Genomic DNA, 18,378 nt, shown 5'->3' with positions numbered 1-18,378 from the left:
ATTTTTAATAATATTTGTGAACAGGATAAAAATGATTGCAGTTTATTAAAAATTAATCTACTGGTTAAAGCCGTTCTTGAAATACTATGCATTATTATGCATTTCTTTCTTGCAGTCGCTGTACATTCTCAACAACTACCTGATCTGGATGGTACAGGTAATCATTCTTCATGGAATGCCAGGAGGCACTGCCACTCACGGCAAACGGGGTGCCGCAAAGGTACAATCCCCTGACTGAAATAGATAATGATGACAATCTATCCCTGTTAAAGGCTATACCACAGTTGTTGCATTGAGATATCTTCCAGATTGGGTGCTTTAATTTACCACCACATACAGGACATTCAGAAGAAGTCCCCTCTGGATTTATGTATAATGTTCTATTATTTGATTTATAATCTATAAGCCTCTGGAATAATCTGTAAGGCCATCTGTTGATATCTGTCCTGAACCTTTTTGATTTGTTGTTTTTATTATATGCTGCATTGCTTTTACTATCCTTATTATCCCTATGTTTCTTTTTTCCCTCTTTTTTTATGCCTGTTAAATCCTCGAACACAAAGGTCTTTTCACTGTTATTGTTTACAATTTTAGTGGTAAGCTTCTGCAATTTATCCCTTACAGTGTTCTTCTGCCTGTGTTTTGCATCCTTCAATTTCCTGTTCCTTTTGGCAGGATTCTTGACATGCTTCTGAATCTTTTTTCTCTTTCTTGCATAGTCCCTCTGTGCCCTTGCTATGTCAGATGTATCTATTGTATCAACCTTCACGATTTCATTGCTTTTTATCACTGTATAATCAACCGATTTGAAGTTAAGGTCAAATCCTATTATATTGTCTTCTATTACAGGCTTGTTTAGGCTTCCTACCCTGAACGTAATGCATACTTTTCTATCTGTCAATAATACCTCTGATAATTTATATTCAGAGTATTCATTGAATTTTTTATTCTTATCAACAATGTGAATGTATTCATACTCATGGGGCTTTACTGTTAGTCTCAGTTTATTATTCTCTATCTTTACAAGCTCGGAGTCTATCCTCATGGCAAGCTTCCCTGCCTTGATAATCTTCAACTCTCCATCATTGTTCTTTTTATAGGACCTTAATATTGCTATGGCAGTTCTGCACACTGGATTAATATGGTGTTTGGCATAATCAATATTGTTATCATAATATTTCTTTAATGATTTCCTCAGGGTAATAGGGGATGGCAGTTCATTATTGTTGGATTTGGCTATTGAATATGCATTTATTATGGCCTTATTTGTTAGATCCCTCATATCAGCTAAATATTTTAAAATAACAGAATCAGGAGTATAGCCGAATGCTATTGTTCTTTTATCACCATCAGACTTCCATAAATGGCTCATTCCTTCACAGCCTCTAAAATATTCTTCATTTTCTGTGACCTGATACCATATAATCTTGCTGAGAATGATGTTATTATGGATATTAAATCATTAGTTAATTCCTCATTGGCTGATTGTATCTCCTCACCCTCCACCTCTATTATTCTTGTATTATGTATCCTGCATATATCCTCTATTAAATCAAACCCGAATCTTGCCAATCTATCCTTATGTGTAATGTAAATATTGTTTATCTTATTGTCCTCTATCATATTCAATAATTCAATAAATCCCTTCCTGTTAAATTTTAATCCTGACCTTACATCCGAGTATACCAATGCATCAGGATGCAATGATTTTAATCTATTTATCTGATTGTATAAATCATTCTTCTGGCCATTGGATGATACCCTTGCATATATTGCATCTGTTCTGTTGCTCTTTATTCCTAATATCCTGTTTATTTCCTCCTCCGGTACCCTTCTGAAGTTGTTTGAAAGCCTTATGCAGTGTATTTTCCCCTCTCTATCCCATCTTCTTAATGTTGTTGCATCTATCTGCAATATATCGCATGCTTCCCTGATTGTGTATATCTTGCCCATATATATTGCATAATGATGCATAACTATATATAAATATTCCTACTAATAGTTAAAGCCCTGATTATAATCCTGTGCCCCCGGCTGGTCTATTACAACCGGCTTTGCATAATCAGGAAGTTTGCTGAAACCTATAATAAGCATTATTATTCCCACTATTAGAAGCAACACTCCTACCACGATTACCGTGAGTATAATTCCTATCAGAAGCAAAAGAGCCGCTGTGTGGAAATCCCCTATTCCAGTGAGATCTGCTATTTCATTATAAGCAAGATACTCGAATATTATTGGAATTAAGACTGCAAGTATAACCAGAAGTATAACTGTGAAAATAAGGCCTATGTTGCTCAGCAATGCCGGGGCAGCACTGCCGGGATTTGAAGATGCGCTGATTCCCAGAATCACAGGCACCAGGAACAGGATTATAAATAATGCACTTATGACGCCAAATACTATTGAAGAAATAATACTGTACAGAATGTATCTGAAGGGTTTGCCGTTTCCATAATAGTCAGATATGGATTTTATTGCCAGCAATAATAATATGAGTCCCACTATGCTTATTATGAAACCGAGTCCATGAAGAAAAACATCTGCGGCAACTCCAATAAATTGCAGGATTATTCCTATAATGCCATATGTTTTTGCTGATTCCAGTTCCGGTATATGCTGCCTGTACATAAAGGGTAAACACAAATGTTATAGATATATATTTGTATGAATTATGATAATTTGACAATGATTGCGCCGGATAGCTGAAATTGTACTCCGTACCATAAAAATCAAAGCAATTAAGAGATATTATCTCAAATCAGTTTTCAAGGAGTAATGGGATGGCATGAAAAGTTCATCATAATTATCTTCCAAAATTTTCTTATATTCACATATCTATCTATATGTCAGACACCATTAAACATATATAAAACTTATCATTTATTATTTATATATAATTTCAAGTATTTAAATTTTAATGACATATCTATATAAATAACAAAAAGTTTTTAAGAATATAATCAAATTAAACAAAATATTTTAATAATAAAAAAAACTGAATCTTTATGGATAGTCTAAATAACATTGACAGCGATCCAATTTTGAAACAGATGAATGGTAAGCTTACCACAAAATTCTACTGGGCAGTTACCATTCTGGCCACAATAGGAGGTTTCCTGTTCGGGTATGATACGTCCAATATAGGCACAGATCTCGGATTTATACCATTTGCAAAGAATCTCTCTACAACAGCCCCATTCGTTTACGGATACCTGATAGCAGGGGGCATCACTTGGAGCAGCAGTAGGCGCACTGATAGCAGCGGCCCTGACAGATAAATATGGGAGAAAGTTCCTGCTCATAACAGACGCCGCTATTTATACAATAGGTGCATTATTATCTGCATTTTCAGTGGATCTTGTGATGCTACTTGTATCAAGAACCTTTATCGGTCTGGCGGTGGGAGCAGACTCAGCAATAGCCACAGCCTACATTGTTGAATATGCACCTAAAAACCGCAGGGGGCATCTATCTCTTATGCAGCAGTGGATGATTACATGGGGTATACTGGGAGCATATCTTGTAGGCATGTTGGTCTTCTTCATAGCACCAGGGCTTGCCTATGCAGTGGACTGGAGGGTCCTCCTCGGTGTGGCAGCAATACCATCATTGATCGGGCTTGTTTTCAGGTTCTATATGCCGGAGTCACCCAGATGGTTGATACTGCACGAAAAGTATGATAAGGCTAAAGCATCATTGAAGAGGTTCAATATAACGGCAACCGACAGCCAGCTCAAAGAAACACACGGTGTGCTTGCCAAGTTAGAAACAAAGATGAAGGCAACACCAGGAATCAAGAGGGCTTTTGTAATAGTAGGATTATTCATGATGTTCCAGCAAATAACCGGTATAAACGTACCCTTCTATTATGGTCCAACTGTAATAGCTGACCTACATATATTCGGATCAACAGGTGGCTCATATCTATCTAATGCTGTATTCGGAATAGAGGCTTCATCCATACTTGCATTAATAAATGTTCTTGCAACACTTATAGGATTCAGGCTTATAGATTCATATGGAAGAAGGCATCTAGCCCTAGTAGGATATGGTGGCATGGCATTATTCGATTTCATAGGAACTGCCCTCTATCTCGATCATATAGATATAGGGCTTCTTATAGGATTTGCTGGATTCATCATTTTCTTTGCATTTGCAGTGGGCGGAACCGGCTGGCTTCTGCAGGGTGAATACTTTCCGACACAGTACAGGGGATTATTTGCATCCCTGATTGCAGTTGTAGACTGGATATCAAACTTTGCCATCATAGAAATATTCCCTGTAATGCATGTTGATATTGGTCTTGGATATACAATGGCTGTCTTTGGTGTACTTTCAGCAATAGCAGTCATAATATTCTATATAATCATGCCAGAAACCAAGGGAAGGTCTGTGGAAGAAGTCACTGAAATGTTTGAAAACAACACCCTGTTAAAGGTAAAAGATGCCTTGCCTGCCGTTGAACCATCAAACGCTGGCAAGAAATAAAACAATTTATTTATATTTTTAAAAATTTTTAACCTTTTTAAAGAGTTTTTATTTTTATCCACCATGCCTGAAATCAGGATATATTAACATTCCACCATCCACAACCAGAGATGTCCCGGTCATATACGATGCAAGATCGCTGGCGGCAAACAGTACAGCATTTGCAACATCCTTCGAATCCCCAGGAACCCCCATGGCTATCTTATTATCCAGGTCCTTTAGCATTTCCGGATCCTCCCATACCGTTTTGTTTATTGCGGTTTTTATTGCTCCAGGGGCTATGGATAACACCCTTATTCCCTTATCAGCTGTTTCCTGTGCAAGAGTTTTTGTTAGCATATCAAGACCAGCCTTGGCACTGCAGTAGGCAGTGTATCCGGCCCATGGTATTTTCACATGGTCCGACGTAATATTTATTATAACACCGCTGTGTTTCTTTATCATGCGCTGAACTGCCATGCGAGAGCAGTAGTATGGCCCGAAAAGGTTTACTGAAATCACCTTCTGCCATTCATCTATGGAATCATTACCCAGTGTCTGCCTTGGCCCATCAATGCCTGCAGAATTCACCAGTATATCTACTGTACCCAGTCTGGAATCAACAAATTCGAAGAGCTTTTCAACATCTTCAGGCTTTGTCATATCGGCTGATACAGCAACTGCCTTTCCCTTTAAAGATTCAATTTCCCTTACAGTTTCATCGGCAGCCGCCTTATTGTGGCCGTAATGAACAGCTACGGAAGCACCAGCAGAGGCAAGAGTAATGGCCACAGCCTTCCCAATGCCACCACTTGCACCGGTCACAATGGCAACCTTTCCTGAAAGATCTATTGTGTTCATGTCTATCAAAAAATAATGTGATTATTAGTAATAAATATATGTAATAGATAAAAATCTGGTTAAAATTATTCTAGTAAAGAAATAGAGTATGAACACTGAAAGGTTTTTCCCTTTTCAAGGTTTATCAGGCCGATTCCGTTATGGTAAACATCAGGAGCCCCGGTCATAGGTTCTATGGCAACGGCATTTCCCCCGGCATATTCACCGTTGTATATTACAGCAAAGGGCATGTTTTTACGTTTTATTAAAACCCTATGGCTTTCATCACTGAGGATAATGTCAGAATCAATCATGAAGGCATTGTCAAGTTTCAATTTGCTCATATGGGTTTGTTTTAGATTTACAGGAAAATAATTCCCATCAGGGAAGTAGCCATCCCTATATTCAAGTTCCATGGCACTGCCTGTATAATCTATTGAATATTCTCCATCAACTGTAAAGTATGGATGGAATCCAATCTCAACTGGAATTGTCCTTAAAATTGATTTCACAGTGAATAATGTTCTGAATTCATTTTCCTGAATTTCATACCTGACACCTATCCAGGCAATGCCAGGATATGATTTACTTCTGAAATAGGTATAAAATTCCATATAATACTTTCCCGAGATGTAGTTAAAAAGCCTATCCCTGACCAGGCCGTGGATACTATTCCTGCCATCATTTTCTGGCAACCGGTATTCTAATCCACCATAATAATAATCTGCGTTTCTTATTCTGTTCCCGAATGGAAACAGCACAGCCGCCCCACCATGGGTTACATGCCTGTCTGGACTTTTTCTTATTATGGATTTGCCATCAATATATAATTCTTCAAGATATGCACCCATTGGGTTAAGGCTACATTTAGTTTTTCCATTTTCCAGTATCATAAAATATAATGCCGGGATATAAAATAAATTTATGTCCTGCAATCTTTAAGCAGGAAAATCGTAATGGAATAAAACTTTTATAATTTTGCCAGGTCTTCAAGTTTTATTGGGGTATTTTTGACCCTGTTCCTAGTTACCAGTTCTATGGCCCTTGCAAGTGCAGCCGGCGTGCCTATTGTAGGTGCCTCTCCGAGCCCTTTTGCCCTGTCCGGTGCGGGTGATCCATTCTCAACCCATTTTATATGAAGATTCGGTGCATAATCTGCCGCAAGCACTCCTGCATCTGTTATACTTGTGGTCATTAGCTGGCCCTCTTCAGAGTACCTAAGAGATTCAGAAAACATCTGGCCAACTCCTTCAAGGGTACCACCAGTTATCTGAGCAACAACGTTTACAGGGCTCAGCACGTGGCCAAGATCGTAATATGAATACCAGTCTTTCATTCTTACTGTATTGTTAGAATCCCTTTCAGCGGTGATCATATTGAAATTTACTGAATTTACATCGTAGTCGATATTCAGGAATTCAAAGGCGCTGTAATTGCCTGATAGAAGTTTTTCAGGGCTATATTTTCCATACTTATCTATAACCTGCTGTTTGATTTTTTCTGCCACAGCAGCAAGGGCAGATGCACCTGCTATTGCAGTTCTGCTTCCCCAGGAACCCACACCACTTTCCATAAGTGATGTATCTCCATTTGACAGTGAAATAAGATCCTGCTCCACCTGAAGTGAGTTTCCCAGAATATCCTTAACAAATAATTCATGACCCTGACCATGCACATTACCGCCGAGCTGTGCTACGACCTTTCCATCTGATACATCTATTCTGGCACTCTCGCCGGGCCTTGATGCCGGTATAAGGACAAAGAATGCCAGTCCTGTTTTTTCCTCCATGGATACCTTTCTGTAATTTACTGCCTCCAGTGCCTTCTCAAGGAACGGCCTTGTGGGCTCAGTTATTGTTAATCCTGTTGGGGATGTAAATGGCTCTGTGGATGCATTTACAAGCCTTACTTCTGATATGTCCATCTGCAGCCTGTCCGCAAGAAGGTCCATCATTCTTTCCATGAAAAATGCAGCCTCCGGCCTACCTGCACCACGGTACGGCCCCATGGGAGCCTTGTTGGTCAGAACCGAAAACGCCCTCATATATGCCTTTTCGATATGATACGGCCCTGTTATCTGGTAGGCTATGAACCTGGAGGCAAAACTTCCGGTGCCTGCATCATATGCCCCGGCGTCCACATACACATCTCCCTTTATTCCGGTTATTTTCCCGTCGTTCCTGGCATAAATTTTAATTTTGGCCTTTGCACCCCTTCCCGGGTATGCAGCCTGAAGATGTTCTGTCCTGGTTTCAATCCATTTAACCGGTTTTCCATACTTCATGGAGGCGTAAGCTGCCATAACATATTCAGGATAGAAGGAACCCTTAACACCAAACGCACCGCCTGTATCTGCCTGTATTACCCTGACCTGTTCAGGCTTCAACTTTAATGCCTGTGCCAGCCCACCCTTGACTGACTGCACGGACTGTGTGGAAACATAAAATGTAAGCATGGAATCCTTATATATGGCTATGCATCCCCTTGTCTCCATGGAATTTGCGATTATCCTTTCATTGAAAAATTCGTCTTCAAGTGTAAGATCAAAATCCACATCGTTATCGTCGAAATCTTCTCCCAGTTCTGACTTTGCAAGTACATTGTCCTTTGTGCCCTCGTGAATTGGCCCACTTTTCAGCCCTGATTCTATGCTTGAAACAGCATCCAGCGGCTCATACTCAACAGATACCGTGCTCAATAAATCCTCAGCCTCATACCTCGTTTTACCGAAAACAGCAGCAACTGCCTGTCCCTCATAGTTTACACGGTCTATTGCAAATACGGGCTCGAGATAAACAGAATTAGACGATCCGCCCAGAGATGCCATTTCGCCCATGGATGATTTGTAGAAAAGTTTGAGTTCAGATGCATTCAACCCCCCCTTCACATTCCTTATCTTTGCCCTGCCGTATGGGCTTCTTACAACATTCATATAAAGCATGTCATCGAAATGCAAATCATCTATATACTTACCCTTTCCCTGTACATACCTATCCCTGTAATCCATATAAGCAGATTGACAAAATGGTTAATTAAGATTGCTGTGCCAACATGGCAACAAAGATATTATAAATAATTGAAAAGCAGTCGAAAAATATTTATGGTGTTTTTCGTAGTTTATTTGCATATAAGTTGTTTGTAGAATAACCTCAACACTCAAAAATAAAATTATTATAAAAATCATTTTAAAATTTTGGTGCTATATTTATTATAGCCATATCCATATTAGCTACAAATGCGTATATACTCATAAATCCTATAGAGCTTGTCAGTTTTCCACTCACGGTCATAAGATTATAGAAATAAGCCGATATAATAGTGTTATACACAAATCCATGTACATCAGGTGCCACGAACCATATATTGTTTGGAACTGGTAGCCACATATATGCATACTGGTTGTATGTAAGGTTCTGTACGTTATACATCGCTTTTTCCTGCACAGTAACATTCTCAAAATCCAGATTAGTAAATATTCCCTGTAGTGTCTCATTATCTACCCATGCATCGTTACCTCCGAATGCCCCACCATCTGAGACATCATAAACGGATATTAATTGCTGACCTATTGGATCCGGATAATCTGGAAGCCATGCCAAATCTGTAAATTGCGGTGTAACTGTCGCATTAGTCCATGTATTTGCATTCGACTCGGTTACGGCAGTTGTTGTAAACGTTAGACCTATATCAGAGAATGAATCCACTGCAATTGTAAGTTCAGACGTTTCTACGGTTGTCAGAGGTGAAATACCTGTTAACACAAATTTATGTGAACTAAGATCTATACTGCCCTTATTCGTAGCACCTATTTTGCTACCATTGGGAAGTGTAACGTGAAAATTCATCTCTTTACCTGCTATAGTTAAATTCTTTATGGCACCATTCAAATTCTGTGTAGGCAGAGGATAATGATTGGGGTTGTAGTATGCTGTTCCATATACTGGTGATAATGGGCCCAATTCCTCATAGGCTTCCGGAGTACCGTTGTAGTTATTGTCATATACTTTCAACTCCGCTGAGTAGTTCAGTGCATCGTAAAGTGCTTCCATGAAATGTGTATTATTAGTATAAAGATCAGCCATATCCATAGATATATAAAACACTCCTATTTCAGGAGAAGTCTGTACCAATGATGAATTCCTATCAGCCTTTATGTGGTAACCATCTATCATCTGCTTGAATGATGTTGGGGCTATTGTGGATATCTGTGATATTCCTCTGTCGAAGTCTTCCAGCCTGTCAGCATGAGATAAGCCGTACTTTATTACCACTGTCTTTATGTGTGCTGGCTGTGCTATTGCAGGTACGCTGCTGTTATGGCCATCCACCCAGTAGTTGGGGTTTGCCTTCAGCACTATGGTTGAGAAACCCTTTCCCACGCTTGATATTATGTATGGACCTGATCCTATTACGCCGTTTGCATCAAGGTATGAGTTTGGAGAATTGTATGTAACCCCGCCGTGTGCATCCACGTAGCTGGGCTCCACTATGTCTCCCCACCACCCTGCTATATCCTGCAATAAATAGGAATAAGGCACCATGGTGTTTATTGACACATTGTCATTTGAATTAACAACAAGTGCCTGACCTTTATATGTCATTACCTTCATTTCAGTTGCATTGTAATTGAAGTGGGACAGTATATTATCAAGATCCATGGCTGCTGTCTTGTACTGCTGGGACATATTGCCTGTTATTTTATAGCCTGCTGATTCCAGTGCAGGTATTGTTCCATTGGGAAGGGCTATTCCTATGCTTGTATTCCCGTAGCAGGTTGAGTTGAAAAGTATTCCTGAATAATCGGATGAATATGGTCCCTGGCCCATTATTATTCCACGCTCAAATGAAAACCATACTGAGGACGCATTCAACTGCTGTCCATTGCTGAAGTTTGCATATGGCCTTATATCAAAAGTATAGTTTTTGTCATTTGGATTATAAACATGGTTGGCTAAAACAGGGACAACGCTTGTTGAGCTTCCGTTGAACTCAACTAAAGTATTAAACACCGCTGAGAATAGAGGTCCATTAGTTGTAAAGAAACCTGTTGCCGGATCCAATTGCTCCGGGGCTGCCGTCTGAGCTGTATCAGTGAACTGTTCTGTCGGATGGTATAACACCAAAAATGCTGTTCCGATCAGAATAATAGCCACTATGACTACTATTACAACTTTTATACTATTCTTCATAAAAATATAACATGTATTTATATTTAACTTTTATTCAAAATTTTCAAAATAATTGTCAGATAAATAGAAAATTCTATAGTAAAAATACATATAAAAATTCTTATTAAAGCAATCATATAATGAAATTATAAAGTATTTCTAATGGTCATATAATTGATATTCAATCAAAATATTCAGGATTTATATAGCTTATCATGGATATATTTTGAAATCTATAGTCTTATATTTATTGAAATTATAAACTTCCATGGCAAACTGTGTTGCATATAACATAAGGCATAGCCTCAGGTCCACAACCATGTGCGTTCCCCTGGGCAAATTAAACGAAAGCCTTGACGATCTTAATAATTATCTGGACAATATCAATAAGTTCATAGATAAATACGGACAAAGTGAAGGGGTTGGAAAGGATGACGCCAATGCTGGCATAATTATAGTAAATACAGGTAAAAAAATAGTAGATATATCGTTTTCACAGAACCTCGGAATCGATAAACAGAAAGTAAATAGGATAGTCGAGGAGTTAAAAAACAAAAAATATAATGTTAAAGCCCAGTTTCCCTCAACGCCATTCTAGTGTTTTACGGTTTTCAAAACATTCCCATGTTTCATAATAAAATCATTGACTTCCGGTTTTATAACCATGGAGCAGTAAGGGTTGGAAGGATTGTTTGCAAAGTAGTTATGATGATAATCCTCTGCCTCATAGAAATGTTCAAATTTCTTTACTTCAGTTACAATAGGCTTTTTGTAGTCCTTCTGTTTCTTTGCAATATAGTCCTTTATGGTTTTCTCCTCCTCAGGGGTATTATAAAATATAATAGAGCGGTACTGTGTGCCTATGTCATTTCCCTGCCTGTTCAGTGATGTAGGGTCATGTGCTGCCATGAATAAATCAAGAATTTCATTCAGGCTTATTACTTCAGGATTGTATGAAACTTTTACCACCTCTGCATGTCCGGTTTTATCAGTACATACCTGCCTATAGGTGGGGTTTTCTGTATGCCCTCCCGCATATCCTGGGACAACATCTGTGACACCGTTGATCAATTTGAATATAGCCTCGCTGCACCAGAAGCAGCCTGTTCCGAATACTATAAATTTTTCATCCATATAGAAATATTATCAACCCTTTAATAAACATTACCGTAACTCTGGATAATACGAAAATGTAAATAGCTTAAAAAGTTCATTAAACATGGGTGCACTGGATGGAATAAAAGTACTTGATTTGACGCAGGCAATGTCAGGGCCATTTGCAACAATGATCCTGGGGGACCTTGGTGCTGAAATCATAAAGGTCGAGCCCCCTGAAGGGGACCAGACAAGGTCATGGGCTCCACCGTATATGGGAGGGATATCCTCATATTTCATGAGCACGAACAGGAATAAAAAGAGCATATCCATTGACCTTAAAAAACCTGATGGGAAGGAAATTCTGAGAAGGCTTATAAAAACATCCGATGTCCTGGTTGAAAATTTCAGGCCAGGGGTAATGGAAAAACTTGGGTTCTCACGTGAGGAGGCAATGAAGCTGAACGGTAAATTGATTTACTGCAGCATTTCAGGTTTTGGCCAGACAGGGCCTATGAAAGACCTTCCGGGATACGACCTGGTTATACTCGCCATAAGTGGGCTTCTGGGCATAACTGGAAACCCCGGTTCTCCTCCGGTAAAATTCGGTGTGCCCATAGCGGACATAACCACTGCACTATTTGCAGCCATATCAGTACTGGCCGCGCTATACAGCAGGAAGGATACTGGAAGGGGGCAGTATATTGATTTATCCATGCTTGATTCAAATTTTCTGGTTCTGACACACCAGCTTACAGCATATCTATCCACAGGGAAAAACCCAGAGAAACTGGGATCAGCCCATTCCAGCATAGCTCCTTACCAGGCATTCAGCACCAGAGATGGTTATATTGTTATTACCGTTGGCACAGAAAAGCTCTGGGAAAAATTCTGCAATGTTCTGGACCCATCACTTATTACAGTACCAGAGTTCAGGACTAACGTAGATAGGGTTGGGCACAGGGCAATGCTGGAGTCTAAAATCAATGAACTTCTGGAGAACAGGACAACTGCTGATATCTATAAAACTCTTTCTGAGGCAGGTATACCATGCGCACCGGTCAATAGGGTAAGCGATGCAGTAAACTATGACCAGATAAAATTCAGGAAAATGATTCTTAATATGCATACAGATAATGGAAATATAACTATACCTGGAACACCATTGAAGCTATCAGATACTCCTGGGACTATAAGGTTGCCGCCACCCTGGCTGGGAAATAAAAATGAGGAAATCCTTGCCGGTGCAGGATATACTATGGAAGAAGTACAGAAACTGTATGCAAAAAATATCATATTCAAAAGAATGACTGATAATAGTTAAAATATTTATTCGTTTTCATATCTGAATTTTATAAGTTTCAAATCATGCATCATCTCTTTCATTATATATTTGGGAAGCTCCATTCCCGCATCCTGTGCTTTGTGGCAGAGTTCTACGGTTTCCTCATGGGTCAGTGTCCTGGAAAGCCCCGATCTGCTGTAAAGTATCATATACCCGAGATCCTCGCAAATCATAAGGCTTAATGCTTCCCTTTAATTATAACATTTCTATGCACTTGCCTCATTCTACCTCGATAAATGTTTTCCATGGCCCTATTCCTAAAGTTAAATTTAAATTGAATACATGACTGTGGCTTTATGAAAGCTATAAAGGCCAGTATACTTTACGATGGAATTGGGGTGCAGAAGAACGTTTACGTATGCTTTACTGGAGATAGAATAGCCGAGATAAGCGGCAGTAAACCGGATTGCGAAATTATTGGTGAGGGCATAGTTACACCGGCATTTATAGACCCACATAGCCATATAGGCCTTGACAGGGCAGGTGAACCGGGGTCAGAGAGTGAGGCTAATGACAGGCTGGATTCCATGATACCCCTTGGCAGGGCAATTGATGGAGTTTATATGGATGATCATGCATTTACAGAATCTGTAGAAAATAACGTACTCTATTCTGTTGTTCTCCCTGGGAGTGGAAACATTATTGGTGGCATGGGGTCCCTTATCAGGAATTTCTTTAAAAATAGAAAGGATGCTTTTGTGAGGGATATCGGGGTTAAAATGGCCCTGGGGTACAATCCCAGAAGCACCACAGAATGGAAGGGCACAAGGCCAACCACAAGAATGGGTGTTGCCGCGATAATAAGGGAAAACTTCATTCTGGCGCAGAAATCTCTAAACCTTATGGAGAAAGGAAAGAAGACTATAGATGAAATTGATCCAAAAACAGAGTTCCTGACTAAACTTATAAAGGGAGAATACAGGATAATGTGCCATCTGCATAAGGAGGATGATGCACTTTTCCTTATGTCACTTGTGGACCAGTTTGGAATAAAACCAATAATAAACCACGGAATGGATTTTCATAGCAAGGAAATCTTCCAGGAAATCAGGAAAAGAGACCTATCACTGGTATACGGTCCCCTGGATTCGCATCCATATAAGGTGGAGCTGAAACACGAATCATGGAGGAATGTGGAATATGTCCAGAAATCAGGAGTCAGGTTTGCATTGATTTCCGACCATCCAGTTATACTCCAGAGAAACCTCTTCCTGACAACCCGCCATTTCATGAGGTTCGGTGCCACTAAGGAACAGTGCATTTCATATGTATCATCAAGGCCAGCACAGATACTGGGGCTTGATGATCTGGGCACAGTAGAAAATGGAAAGCTTGCTTCCTTCTCTGTTTGGAATAAGGATCCCTTTGAAATGGGTGCCTACCCAACAATGGTATTCGGTGAGGGTAACCTGGTACACCAGGAATAAAATTTTGTTCCCTTATTTATTGCGCTTAACCTCAAGCTCATAGGCTACCGGCCTTAACTGTAAAAGAAATTCACCTATATATCTAAACTTTATATATGAAAACCTATTTGTAGTTGTATGGAGTATGTGAATTTAGGTTATACTGATCTTAAGGTTTCCAGGCTATGCCTCGGTGGAATGTCATTTGGAAGTGCAGCATGGATGGCCGACCGGGAGAATTCCCTCAAAATTATAAAGAAGGCAATTGATTACGGCATTAATTTTATTGACACAGCCAATATATATTCCGCAGGGGAATCAGAGAAAATTATCGGGGAGGCCATAACAGGATACCGCAATGAACTGGTTATAAGCACCAAGGGTGGCGGAAAAATCAATGATTTCACCCAGGGCTTCAGCAGAACTGTACTGGCAAACGAGCTGAAAAATAGCATTAAAAATCTCAGGACTGATTATGTTGACATATATTTCCTGCACACAATTTTTGATTCTGTTGATTTCACAGACACAGCAAAAACACTGTCAGATTTTGTATCCTCCGGCAGGATTGGGTATGTTGGGCTGAGCAACTTTGCAGGATACCAGCTTGCAGAATTTTATACAATACTGTCCCTGAAGGAAAATATAAGGCCTGTTATAGTTCAAAATCATTACAATGCTGTATACAGGGAGGATGAGAGGGATACCATAGCCTTCTGCAACAGGCATCATATAGCCTATTCTCCATTTTCCCCTCTGGCAGCAGGTTTCCTGTCAGGGAAATACAGGCGTGGTGAGAATATTGAAACTACCAGAACCAGGACATATCCTGTAATGAAATCAAGGTATTTCAGCGATGCTGATTTCAATGTCCTGGAATCCATGGAGGAACTTGCCCGGGAAAAGGGAGTTAAAGTATCCCAGCTTGCCCTGGCATACATACTTCATAAGGGATTTATCCCTGTAATTGGCGCCACAAAGCCGGAGTATCTGGATGACGACATTGAATCACTGAAAATAAGGCTGACCAACAGCGATATAATGAGAATAGAGGAAAAATACATACCGCATAAAATTGTTAAGGGCACCGCTGGATATTAATTATTTTTTGTTGTTGATATGGCATCCTTAAACAGTTCTATTAACTGCCTGTCCACTATGCCGGCGTCAAACATTTTTGCAGCTATATCTCTCCTCAGCATCTTTTCCTTATAATAATCAGTTTTATCCCTCTCCTTTATTGCCCTTATTCGCTCTATTTCCCTCAGGAATGCCCGGGGGGTTCTTGAAACAGCAATGCCGAATATATTGTCCTGCCTCACTATGTACCTTGGACCCATGGATGTTGCTGATACTATAAGATAAAGCCCTGACGCCAGCCCCTCTATAGCAGATATGGAGAGTGACTCGTTTACTGATGGCACAATCATGACATCACTTCCAGCCAGAAGCCTGACCTTCTCCTCTGAGGGTACATACCCGTGAATCACAGTATTTTCATTTTTCATCTGGATCAATTTATCCATGTAAGGCCCCTTTCCTATTATGTGGAGGTTTATATTAGACATCCTCTCCAGTGCAAGCAGCATATCCACTCCCTTGCTTTCCACAAGCCTCCCCAGGTAAACCACCGAAAACTCATCATTGTTGAAGCAGCCATAGTTGCTAAATTTTACATTGTTATAGGGTATCTCCCTGATATATTCAGGACTGCATTTTATTTTCCTGTAATACTGGGACTGGAACTTATTCTGGGTATGGACAAAAAATTTTACTCCATTTTTCAGGAATTTATGGAATATAAGCTTTGTCAGTATTCTGGAGTATGCACGGGAAAGGGCGCCAAAGGTATCCAGAACCTCAAAGAATGTTCCATGGTTTCCAAGTATCACGGTTTTTCCTTCCCTGATCAGCCTGTAGCCCACTGTCCGGAACATTATTGTTGGTGAAATAAAATAGTACACATCAAAATCCTTTACCTCATCGTATATCTTCCTTGAGGTGTAAATTCCTATCAAACCTATAGATAGTATTTTAGAAACTTTCAGCATAGTGTCCGATGCCATAATATCAAAGGGAAAGGCGCTGGGGACGTAGTTAAAATTATATTTTTTTATTTTTCCCTCATATCCTCTTGGAATTCCGGATCCGAAGAGGGTGACATCATATCCCTGGCGGGTAAATAGATCCGCAATGTCCTTTGCATTTTCCTCTCCCCCTCCAGCGAATTCCAGATTCATTGATCCTATGATTGCCAGTTTCAATTATTCTCCGGTCATAATTGAGGAATTATATTTTAACTGTTTCATTAATTTGTTTATTTTTATGTAATGTTTTCAAGTTTTCCAAATACAGTAGTAGCCATGGCAATTTATTTTTCCATATAATTTGATATCATTTGTATCAAAATTATTATTTTCTCCTTATATAATATAACTATTAATGTTAGACTCCCAAGTATTATATTAACAAAACTCATTATGAAAGTAATCTAACTGTGATAAAAATTCCAAGGTGTTAACATGATTGGTTATGAAATATTCAATAAAACGTTAAAAAACATGGAACTGTACCCTGTATTTGGAAACCCTGGGACCACCGAGATTCCCATGCTGGAGGACATAGAATCTGATAATTATATTTTAACACTGCATGATTCCATATCTGTGGGCATGGCAGATGGCAGGGCACAGCTTACAAGAAAACCTTCCATGGTAAATTTGCACAGTATCCTGGGAATAGGTAATTCCATGGCCTTTATCTACTCAGCCTATGTGCATAAAATACCCATGATCATTACAGCCGGGGAGCAGGATAACAGGCATATATTTTATGACCCACTGCTCTCAGGAAACATAAATGACATGATTTCCAAGTATACAAAATATAGCTTTGAGATCAGGTCGGCAAATGACATAGAAAGGGCAGTGAGAAGGGCATACATAAGCTCCATTACCCCGCCGTTTTCCCTTTCATTTCTGGGATTCCCCATGGACACACTTGAGGAGAATGCAGAGTTCAGGAACCTTACCAGACCGGAGGTCAACAGTGATATTGTGGATGACAGGGCCGTAAGGGAGATTTGCAATGAAATCAACAATTCTGGGAATCCAGCCATGATACTGGGGTATGAAGCCGATCTTTACGGTGGAATATGGCATGCTAAGGAATTTTCCAGGAAACTAGGTATTCCGGTATTTGCTGAGCCATTTGCCAGTAGAGGCCCCTACGATTCGTCCGATCCATATTATGCTGGAGACCTTCCACCTGTGGCAGAAAGGATCAATAAAAGCCTTTCAGCTTACGATCTTATAATAATGGTTGGCGGTGATATTAACTTGTACCCATATTCACATAGTGACCTGCTATCCGGCAGGCGCATTATAAAAATTGGTCTGGATATTTCAGGTAAAATCGGGGATTCCTATTTCATGAATCCGGCCACATTTCTCAGGGAATCATTAAAATATTTACATGAGAGAAAAGGAGAAAAAATACCTGTTAGGCCAGAGGTAAACAAAAACTCCCAGATCCAGAGGGTTATGTTAAAAATACATGAAAATTTTCCTGGATACACCATTGCAGATGAATCGATTTCAGCATCGCCCTTCCTGAGGCAGATAGTAGGATACAACCAGGATTCCTACTTTATAGGAAAATCTGGGCAGATAGGATGGGCATTGCCTGCCGCAGCAGGCATGGCAACCGTAAATCCTAAAGTTCTGTGTGTTATTGGCGACGGGGCTTTTATGTACACATCACAGACCCTCTGGACCATAAGGAACTACAACTTGCCGGTCAAATTGATAATACTGGACAACCATGGATATGGCATACTCAGGAAATTTCAGGAGGTCAATTATGAGAACACGGGTAAATACCTTACATTTTCAATTGAACTGAAAAAGGTGGTGGATTCATTTGGCATTGATGTAAGGAAAAATGATGAAAATATGAGGGATATAGAATGGCTCAGGTCACATGATGGTCCTGCTGCCCTAATAATTAGGGTGGATAAGCCATATGGTTACAATTTATTCAAAAAATGATATTT

The 18,378-nt window shown here is 39.7% G+C and carries 17 protein-coding genes; 7 read left to right on the top strand and 10 right to left on the bottom strand.

All coding sequences use genetic code 11. The features are described 5' to 3' along the window. Nucleotides 1–94: 94 nt before the first annotated feature. Genes RE471_RS06920 through RE471_RS06910 form a run of 3 tightly spaced genes read right to left on the bottom strand, consistent with a single transcriptional unit; the run spans nt 95 to nt 2,631 of the window. Nucleotides 95–1,372 carry a transposase gene (locus tag RE471_RS06920; protein ID WP_309214088.1) on the bottom strand — a complete coding sequence of 426 codons (1,278 nt, stop codon included), beginning with the start codon at nt 1,370–1,372 and terminating at the stop codon, nt 95–97. After that, the gene (locus RE471_RS06915) at nt 1,369–1,953 is read right to left on the bottom strand and encodes an IS607 family transposase (protein WP_309213968.1); all 585 of its coding nucleotides are present in this window, start codon (nt 1,951–1,953) and stop codon (nt 1,369–1,371) included. The genes RE471_RS06920 and RE471_RS06915 overlap by 4 nt, the downstream gene beginning before the upstream one ends. Before the next feature lie 42 nt (nt 1,954–1,995). Then, on the bottom strand, nt 1,996–2,631 hold the full coding sequence (locus RE471_RS06910) for a DUF996 domain-containing protein (protein WP_309214087.1): 636 nt from the start codon (nt 2,629–2,631) through the stop codon (nt 1,996–1,998). A gap of 377 nt (nt 2,632–3,008) precedes the next feature. On the opposite strand from RE471_RS06910, the gene RE471_RS06905 reads away from it, so the two are divergent. Both RE471_RS06905 and RE471_RS06900 read left to right on the top strand, forming a co-directional pair. Next, nucleotides 3,009–3,281, top strand: coding sequence for a hypothetical protein (locus tag RE471_RS06905; protein ID WP_309214085.1), 273 nt, complete (start codon nt 3,009–3,011; stop codon nt 3,279–3,281). After that, nucleotides 3,256–4,491, top strand: a complete 1,236-nt coding sequence (locus RE471_RS06900) for an MFS transporter (RefSeq protein ID WP_309215749.1) — start codon at nt 3,256–3,258, stop codon at nt 4,489–4,491. The genes RE471_RS06905 and RE471_RS06900 overlap by 26 nt, the downstream gene beginning before the upstream one ends. Before the next feature lie 54 nt (nt 4,492–4,545). Here the strand turns inward: RE471_RS06900 and RE471_RS06895 are convergent, their stop codons facing one another. The 4 genes from RE471_RS06895 to RE471_RS06880 form a co-directional block, all read right to left on the bottom strand. After that, nucleotides 4,546–5,331 (bottom strand): glucose 1-dehydrogenase, encoded by a 786-nt coding sequence (locus RE471_RS06895; protein WP_309215748.1) that lies wholly within the window; start codon nt 5,329–5,331, stop codon nt 4,546–4,548. 65 nt (nt 5,332–5,396) lie between these two features. Continuing rightward, on the bottom strand, nt 5,397–6,203 hold the full coding sequence (locus RE471_RS06890; RefSeq protein WP_309214083.1) for an aldose 1-epimerase: 807 nt from the start codon (nt 6,201–6,203) through the stop codon (nt 5,397–5,399). 77 nt (nt 6,204–6,280) lie between these two features. Further along, a complete protein-coding gene (locus RE471_RS06885; protein WP_309214082.1) occupies nt 6,281–8,317 on the bottom strand; it encodes a xanthine dehydrogenase family protein molybdopterin-binding subunit in 2,037 nt (678 codons plus the stop codon). Nucleotides 8,318–8,495: 178 nt separating this feature from the next. Next, the gene (locus tag RE471_RS06880) at nt 8,496–10,499 is read right to left on the bottom strand and encodes an ABC transporter substrate-binding protein (RefSeq protein ID WP_309214081.1); all 2,004 of its coding nucleotides are present in this window, start codon (nt 10,497–10,499) and stop codon (nt 8,496–8,498) included. A gap of 247 nt (nt 10,500–10,746) precedes the next feature. Here RE471_RS06880 and RE471_RS06875 point away from each other — a divergent pair, with 247 nt between their 5' ends. Next, nucleotides 10,747–11,076: a TA0956 family protein gene (locus RE471_RS06875; RefSeq protein WP_309214080.1), complete on the top strand. Its 330-nt coding sequence runs from the start codon at nt 10,747–10,749 to the stop codon at nt 11,074–11,076. Here RE471_RS06875 and msrA read toward each other — a convergent pair. Beyond that, the gene (gene msrA / locus RE471_RS06870) at nt 11,073–11,612 is read right to left on the bottom strand and encodes a peptide-methionine (S)-S-oxide reductase MsrA (RefSeq protein ID WP_309214079.1); all 540 of its coding nucleotides are present in this window, start codon (nt 11,610–11,612) and stop codon (nt 11,073–11,075) included. The genes RE471_RS06875 and msrA overlap by 4 nt on opposite strands. Before the next feature lie 85 nt (nt 11,613–11,697). Here msrA and RE471_RS06865 point away from each other — a divergent pair, with 85 nt between their 5' ends. Continuing rightward, nucleotides 11,698–12,897, top strand: a complete 1,200-nt coding sequence (locus tag RE471_RS06865; protein WP_309214078.1) for a CaiB/BaiF CoA-transferase family protein — start codon at nt 11,698–11,700, stop codon at nt 12,895–12,897. 5 nt (nt 12,898–12,902) lie between these two features. Here RE471_RS06865 and RE471_RS06860 read toward each other — a convergent pair whose 3' ends face one another. Then, nucleotides 12,903–13,091 (bottom strand): hypothetical protein, encoded by a 189-nt coding sequence (locus RE471_RS06860; protein WP_309214077.1) that lies wholly within the window; start codon nt 13,089–13,091, stop codon nt 12,903–12,905. Nucleotides 13,092–13,214: 123 nt separating this feature from the next. Here RE471_RS06860 and RE471_RS06855 point away from each other — a divergent pair, with 123 nt between their 5' ends. Together RE471_RS06855 and RE471_RS06850 are read left to right on the top strand one after the other, a co-directional pair. Continuing rightward, a complete protein-coding gene (locus RE471_RS06855; RefSeq protein WP_309214076.1) occupies nt 13,215–14,345 on the top strand; it encodes an amidohydrolase in 1,131 nt (376 codons plus the stop codon). 117 nt (nt 14,346–14,462) lie between these two features. Continuing rightward, nucleotides 14,463–15,425, top strand: coding sequence for an aldo/keto reductase (locus RE471_RS06850; protein WP_309214075.1), 963 nt, complete (start codon nt 14,463–14,465; stop codon nt 15,423–15,425). On the opposite strand, the gene RE471_RS06845 is transcribed toward RE471_RS06850, so the two are convergent. Then, nucleotides 15,422–16,588, bottom strand: a complete 1,167-nt coding sequence (locus tag RE471_RS06845; RefSeq protein WP_309214074.1) for a glycosyltransferase family 4 protein — start codon at nt 16,586–16,588, stop codon at nt 15,422–15,424. The two genes, RE471_RS06850 and RE471_RS06845, sit on opposite strands and share 4 nt — an antisense overlap. 258 nt (nt 16,589–16,846) lie before the next feature. Between RE471_RS06845 and RE471_RS06840 the strand changes: the two genes are divergently transcribed. After that, complete coding sequence (locus RE471_RS06840) at nt 16,847–18,373, top strand: thiamine pyrophosphate-binding protein (protein WP_309214073.1); 1,527 nt, start codon at nt 16,847–16,849, stop codon at nt 18,371–18,373. Nucleotides 18,374–18,378: the final 5 nt, after the last annotated feature.

The sequence above is a fragment of the Ferroplasma sp. genome, from assembly GCF_031200575.1.
Lineage (GTDB): Archaea > Thermoplasmatota > Thermoplasmata > Thermoplasmatales > Thermoplasmataceae > Ferroplasma.
This window is presented reverse-complemented; position numbering and strand designations above follow the sequence as displayed.

Excerpts from the sequence above, each read along its gene's own strand:
- RE471_RS06910 (WP_309214087.1), bottom strand. The coding sequence starts at position 2,631 with ATGTACAGGCAGCATATACCGGAACTGGAATCAGCAAAAACATATGGC.
- RE471_RS06875 (WP_309214080.1), top strand. The coding sequence starts at position 10,747 with ATGGCAAACTGTGTTGCATATAACATAAGGCATAGCCTCAGGTCCACA.
- RE471_RS06850 (WP_309214075.1), top strand. The coding sequence starts at position 14,463 with ATGGAGTATGTGAATTTAGGTTATACTGATCTTAAGGTTTCCAGGCTA.
- RE471_RS06880 (WP_309214081.1), bottom strand. The coding sequence starts at position 10,499 with ATGAAGAATAGTATAAAAGTTGTAATAGTAGTCATAGTGGCTATTATT.
- RE471_RS06920 (WP_309214088.1), bottom strand. The coding sequence starts at position 1,372 with ATGAGCCATTTATGGAAGTCTGATGGTGATAAAAGAACAATAGCATTC.
- RE471_RS06905 (WP_309214085.1), top strand. The coding sequence starts at position 3,009 with ATGGATAGTCTAAATAACATTGACAGCGATCCAATTTTGAAACAGATG.
- msrA (WP_309214079.1), bottom strand. The coding sequence starts at position 11,612 with ATGGATGAAAAATTTATAGTATTCGGAACAGGCTGCTTCTGGTGCAGC.
- RE471_RS06890 (WP_309214083.1), bottom strand. The coding sequence starts at position 6,203 with ATGATACTGGAAAATGGAAAAACTAAATGTAGCCTTAACCCAATGGGT.
- RE471_RS06855 (WP_309214076.1), top strand. The coding sequence starts at position 13,215 with ATGAAAGCTATAAAGGCCAGTATACTTTACGATGGAATTGGGGTGCAG.
- RE471_RS06860 (WP_309214077.1), bottom strand. The coding sequence starts at position 13,091 with ATGATTTGCGAGGATCTCGGGTATATGATACTTTACAGCAGATCGGGG.
- RE471_RS06840 (WP_309214073.1), top strand. The coding sequence starts at position 16,847 with ATGATTGGTTATGAAATATTCAATAAAACGTTAAAAAACATGGAACTG.
- RE471_RS06895 (WP_309215748.1), bottom strand. The coding sequence starts at position 5,331 with ATGAACACAATAGATCTTTCAGGAAAGGTTGCCATTGTGACCGGTGCA.
- RE471_RS06865 (WP_309214078.1), top strand. The coding sequence starts at position 11,698 with ATGGGTGCACTGGATGGAATAAAAGTACTTGATTTGACGCAGGCAATG.
- RE471_RS06885 (WP_309214082.1), bottom strand. The coding sequence starts at position 8,317 with ATGGATTACAGGGATAGGTATGTACAGGGAAAGGGTAAGTATATAGAT.
- RE471_RS06915 (WP_309213968.1), bottom strand. The coding sequence starts at position 1,953 with ATGGGCAAGATATACACAATCAGGGAAGCATGCGATATATTGCAGATA.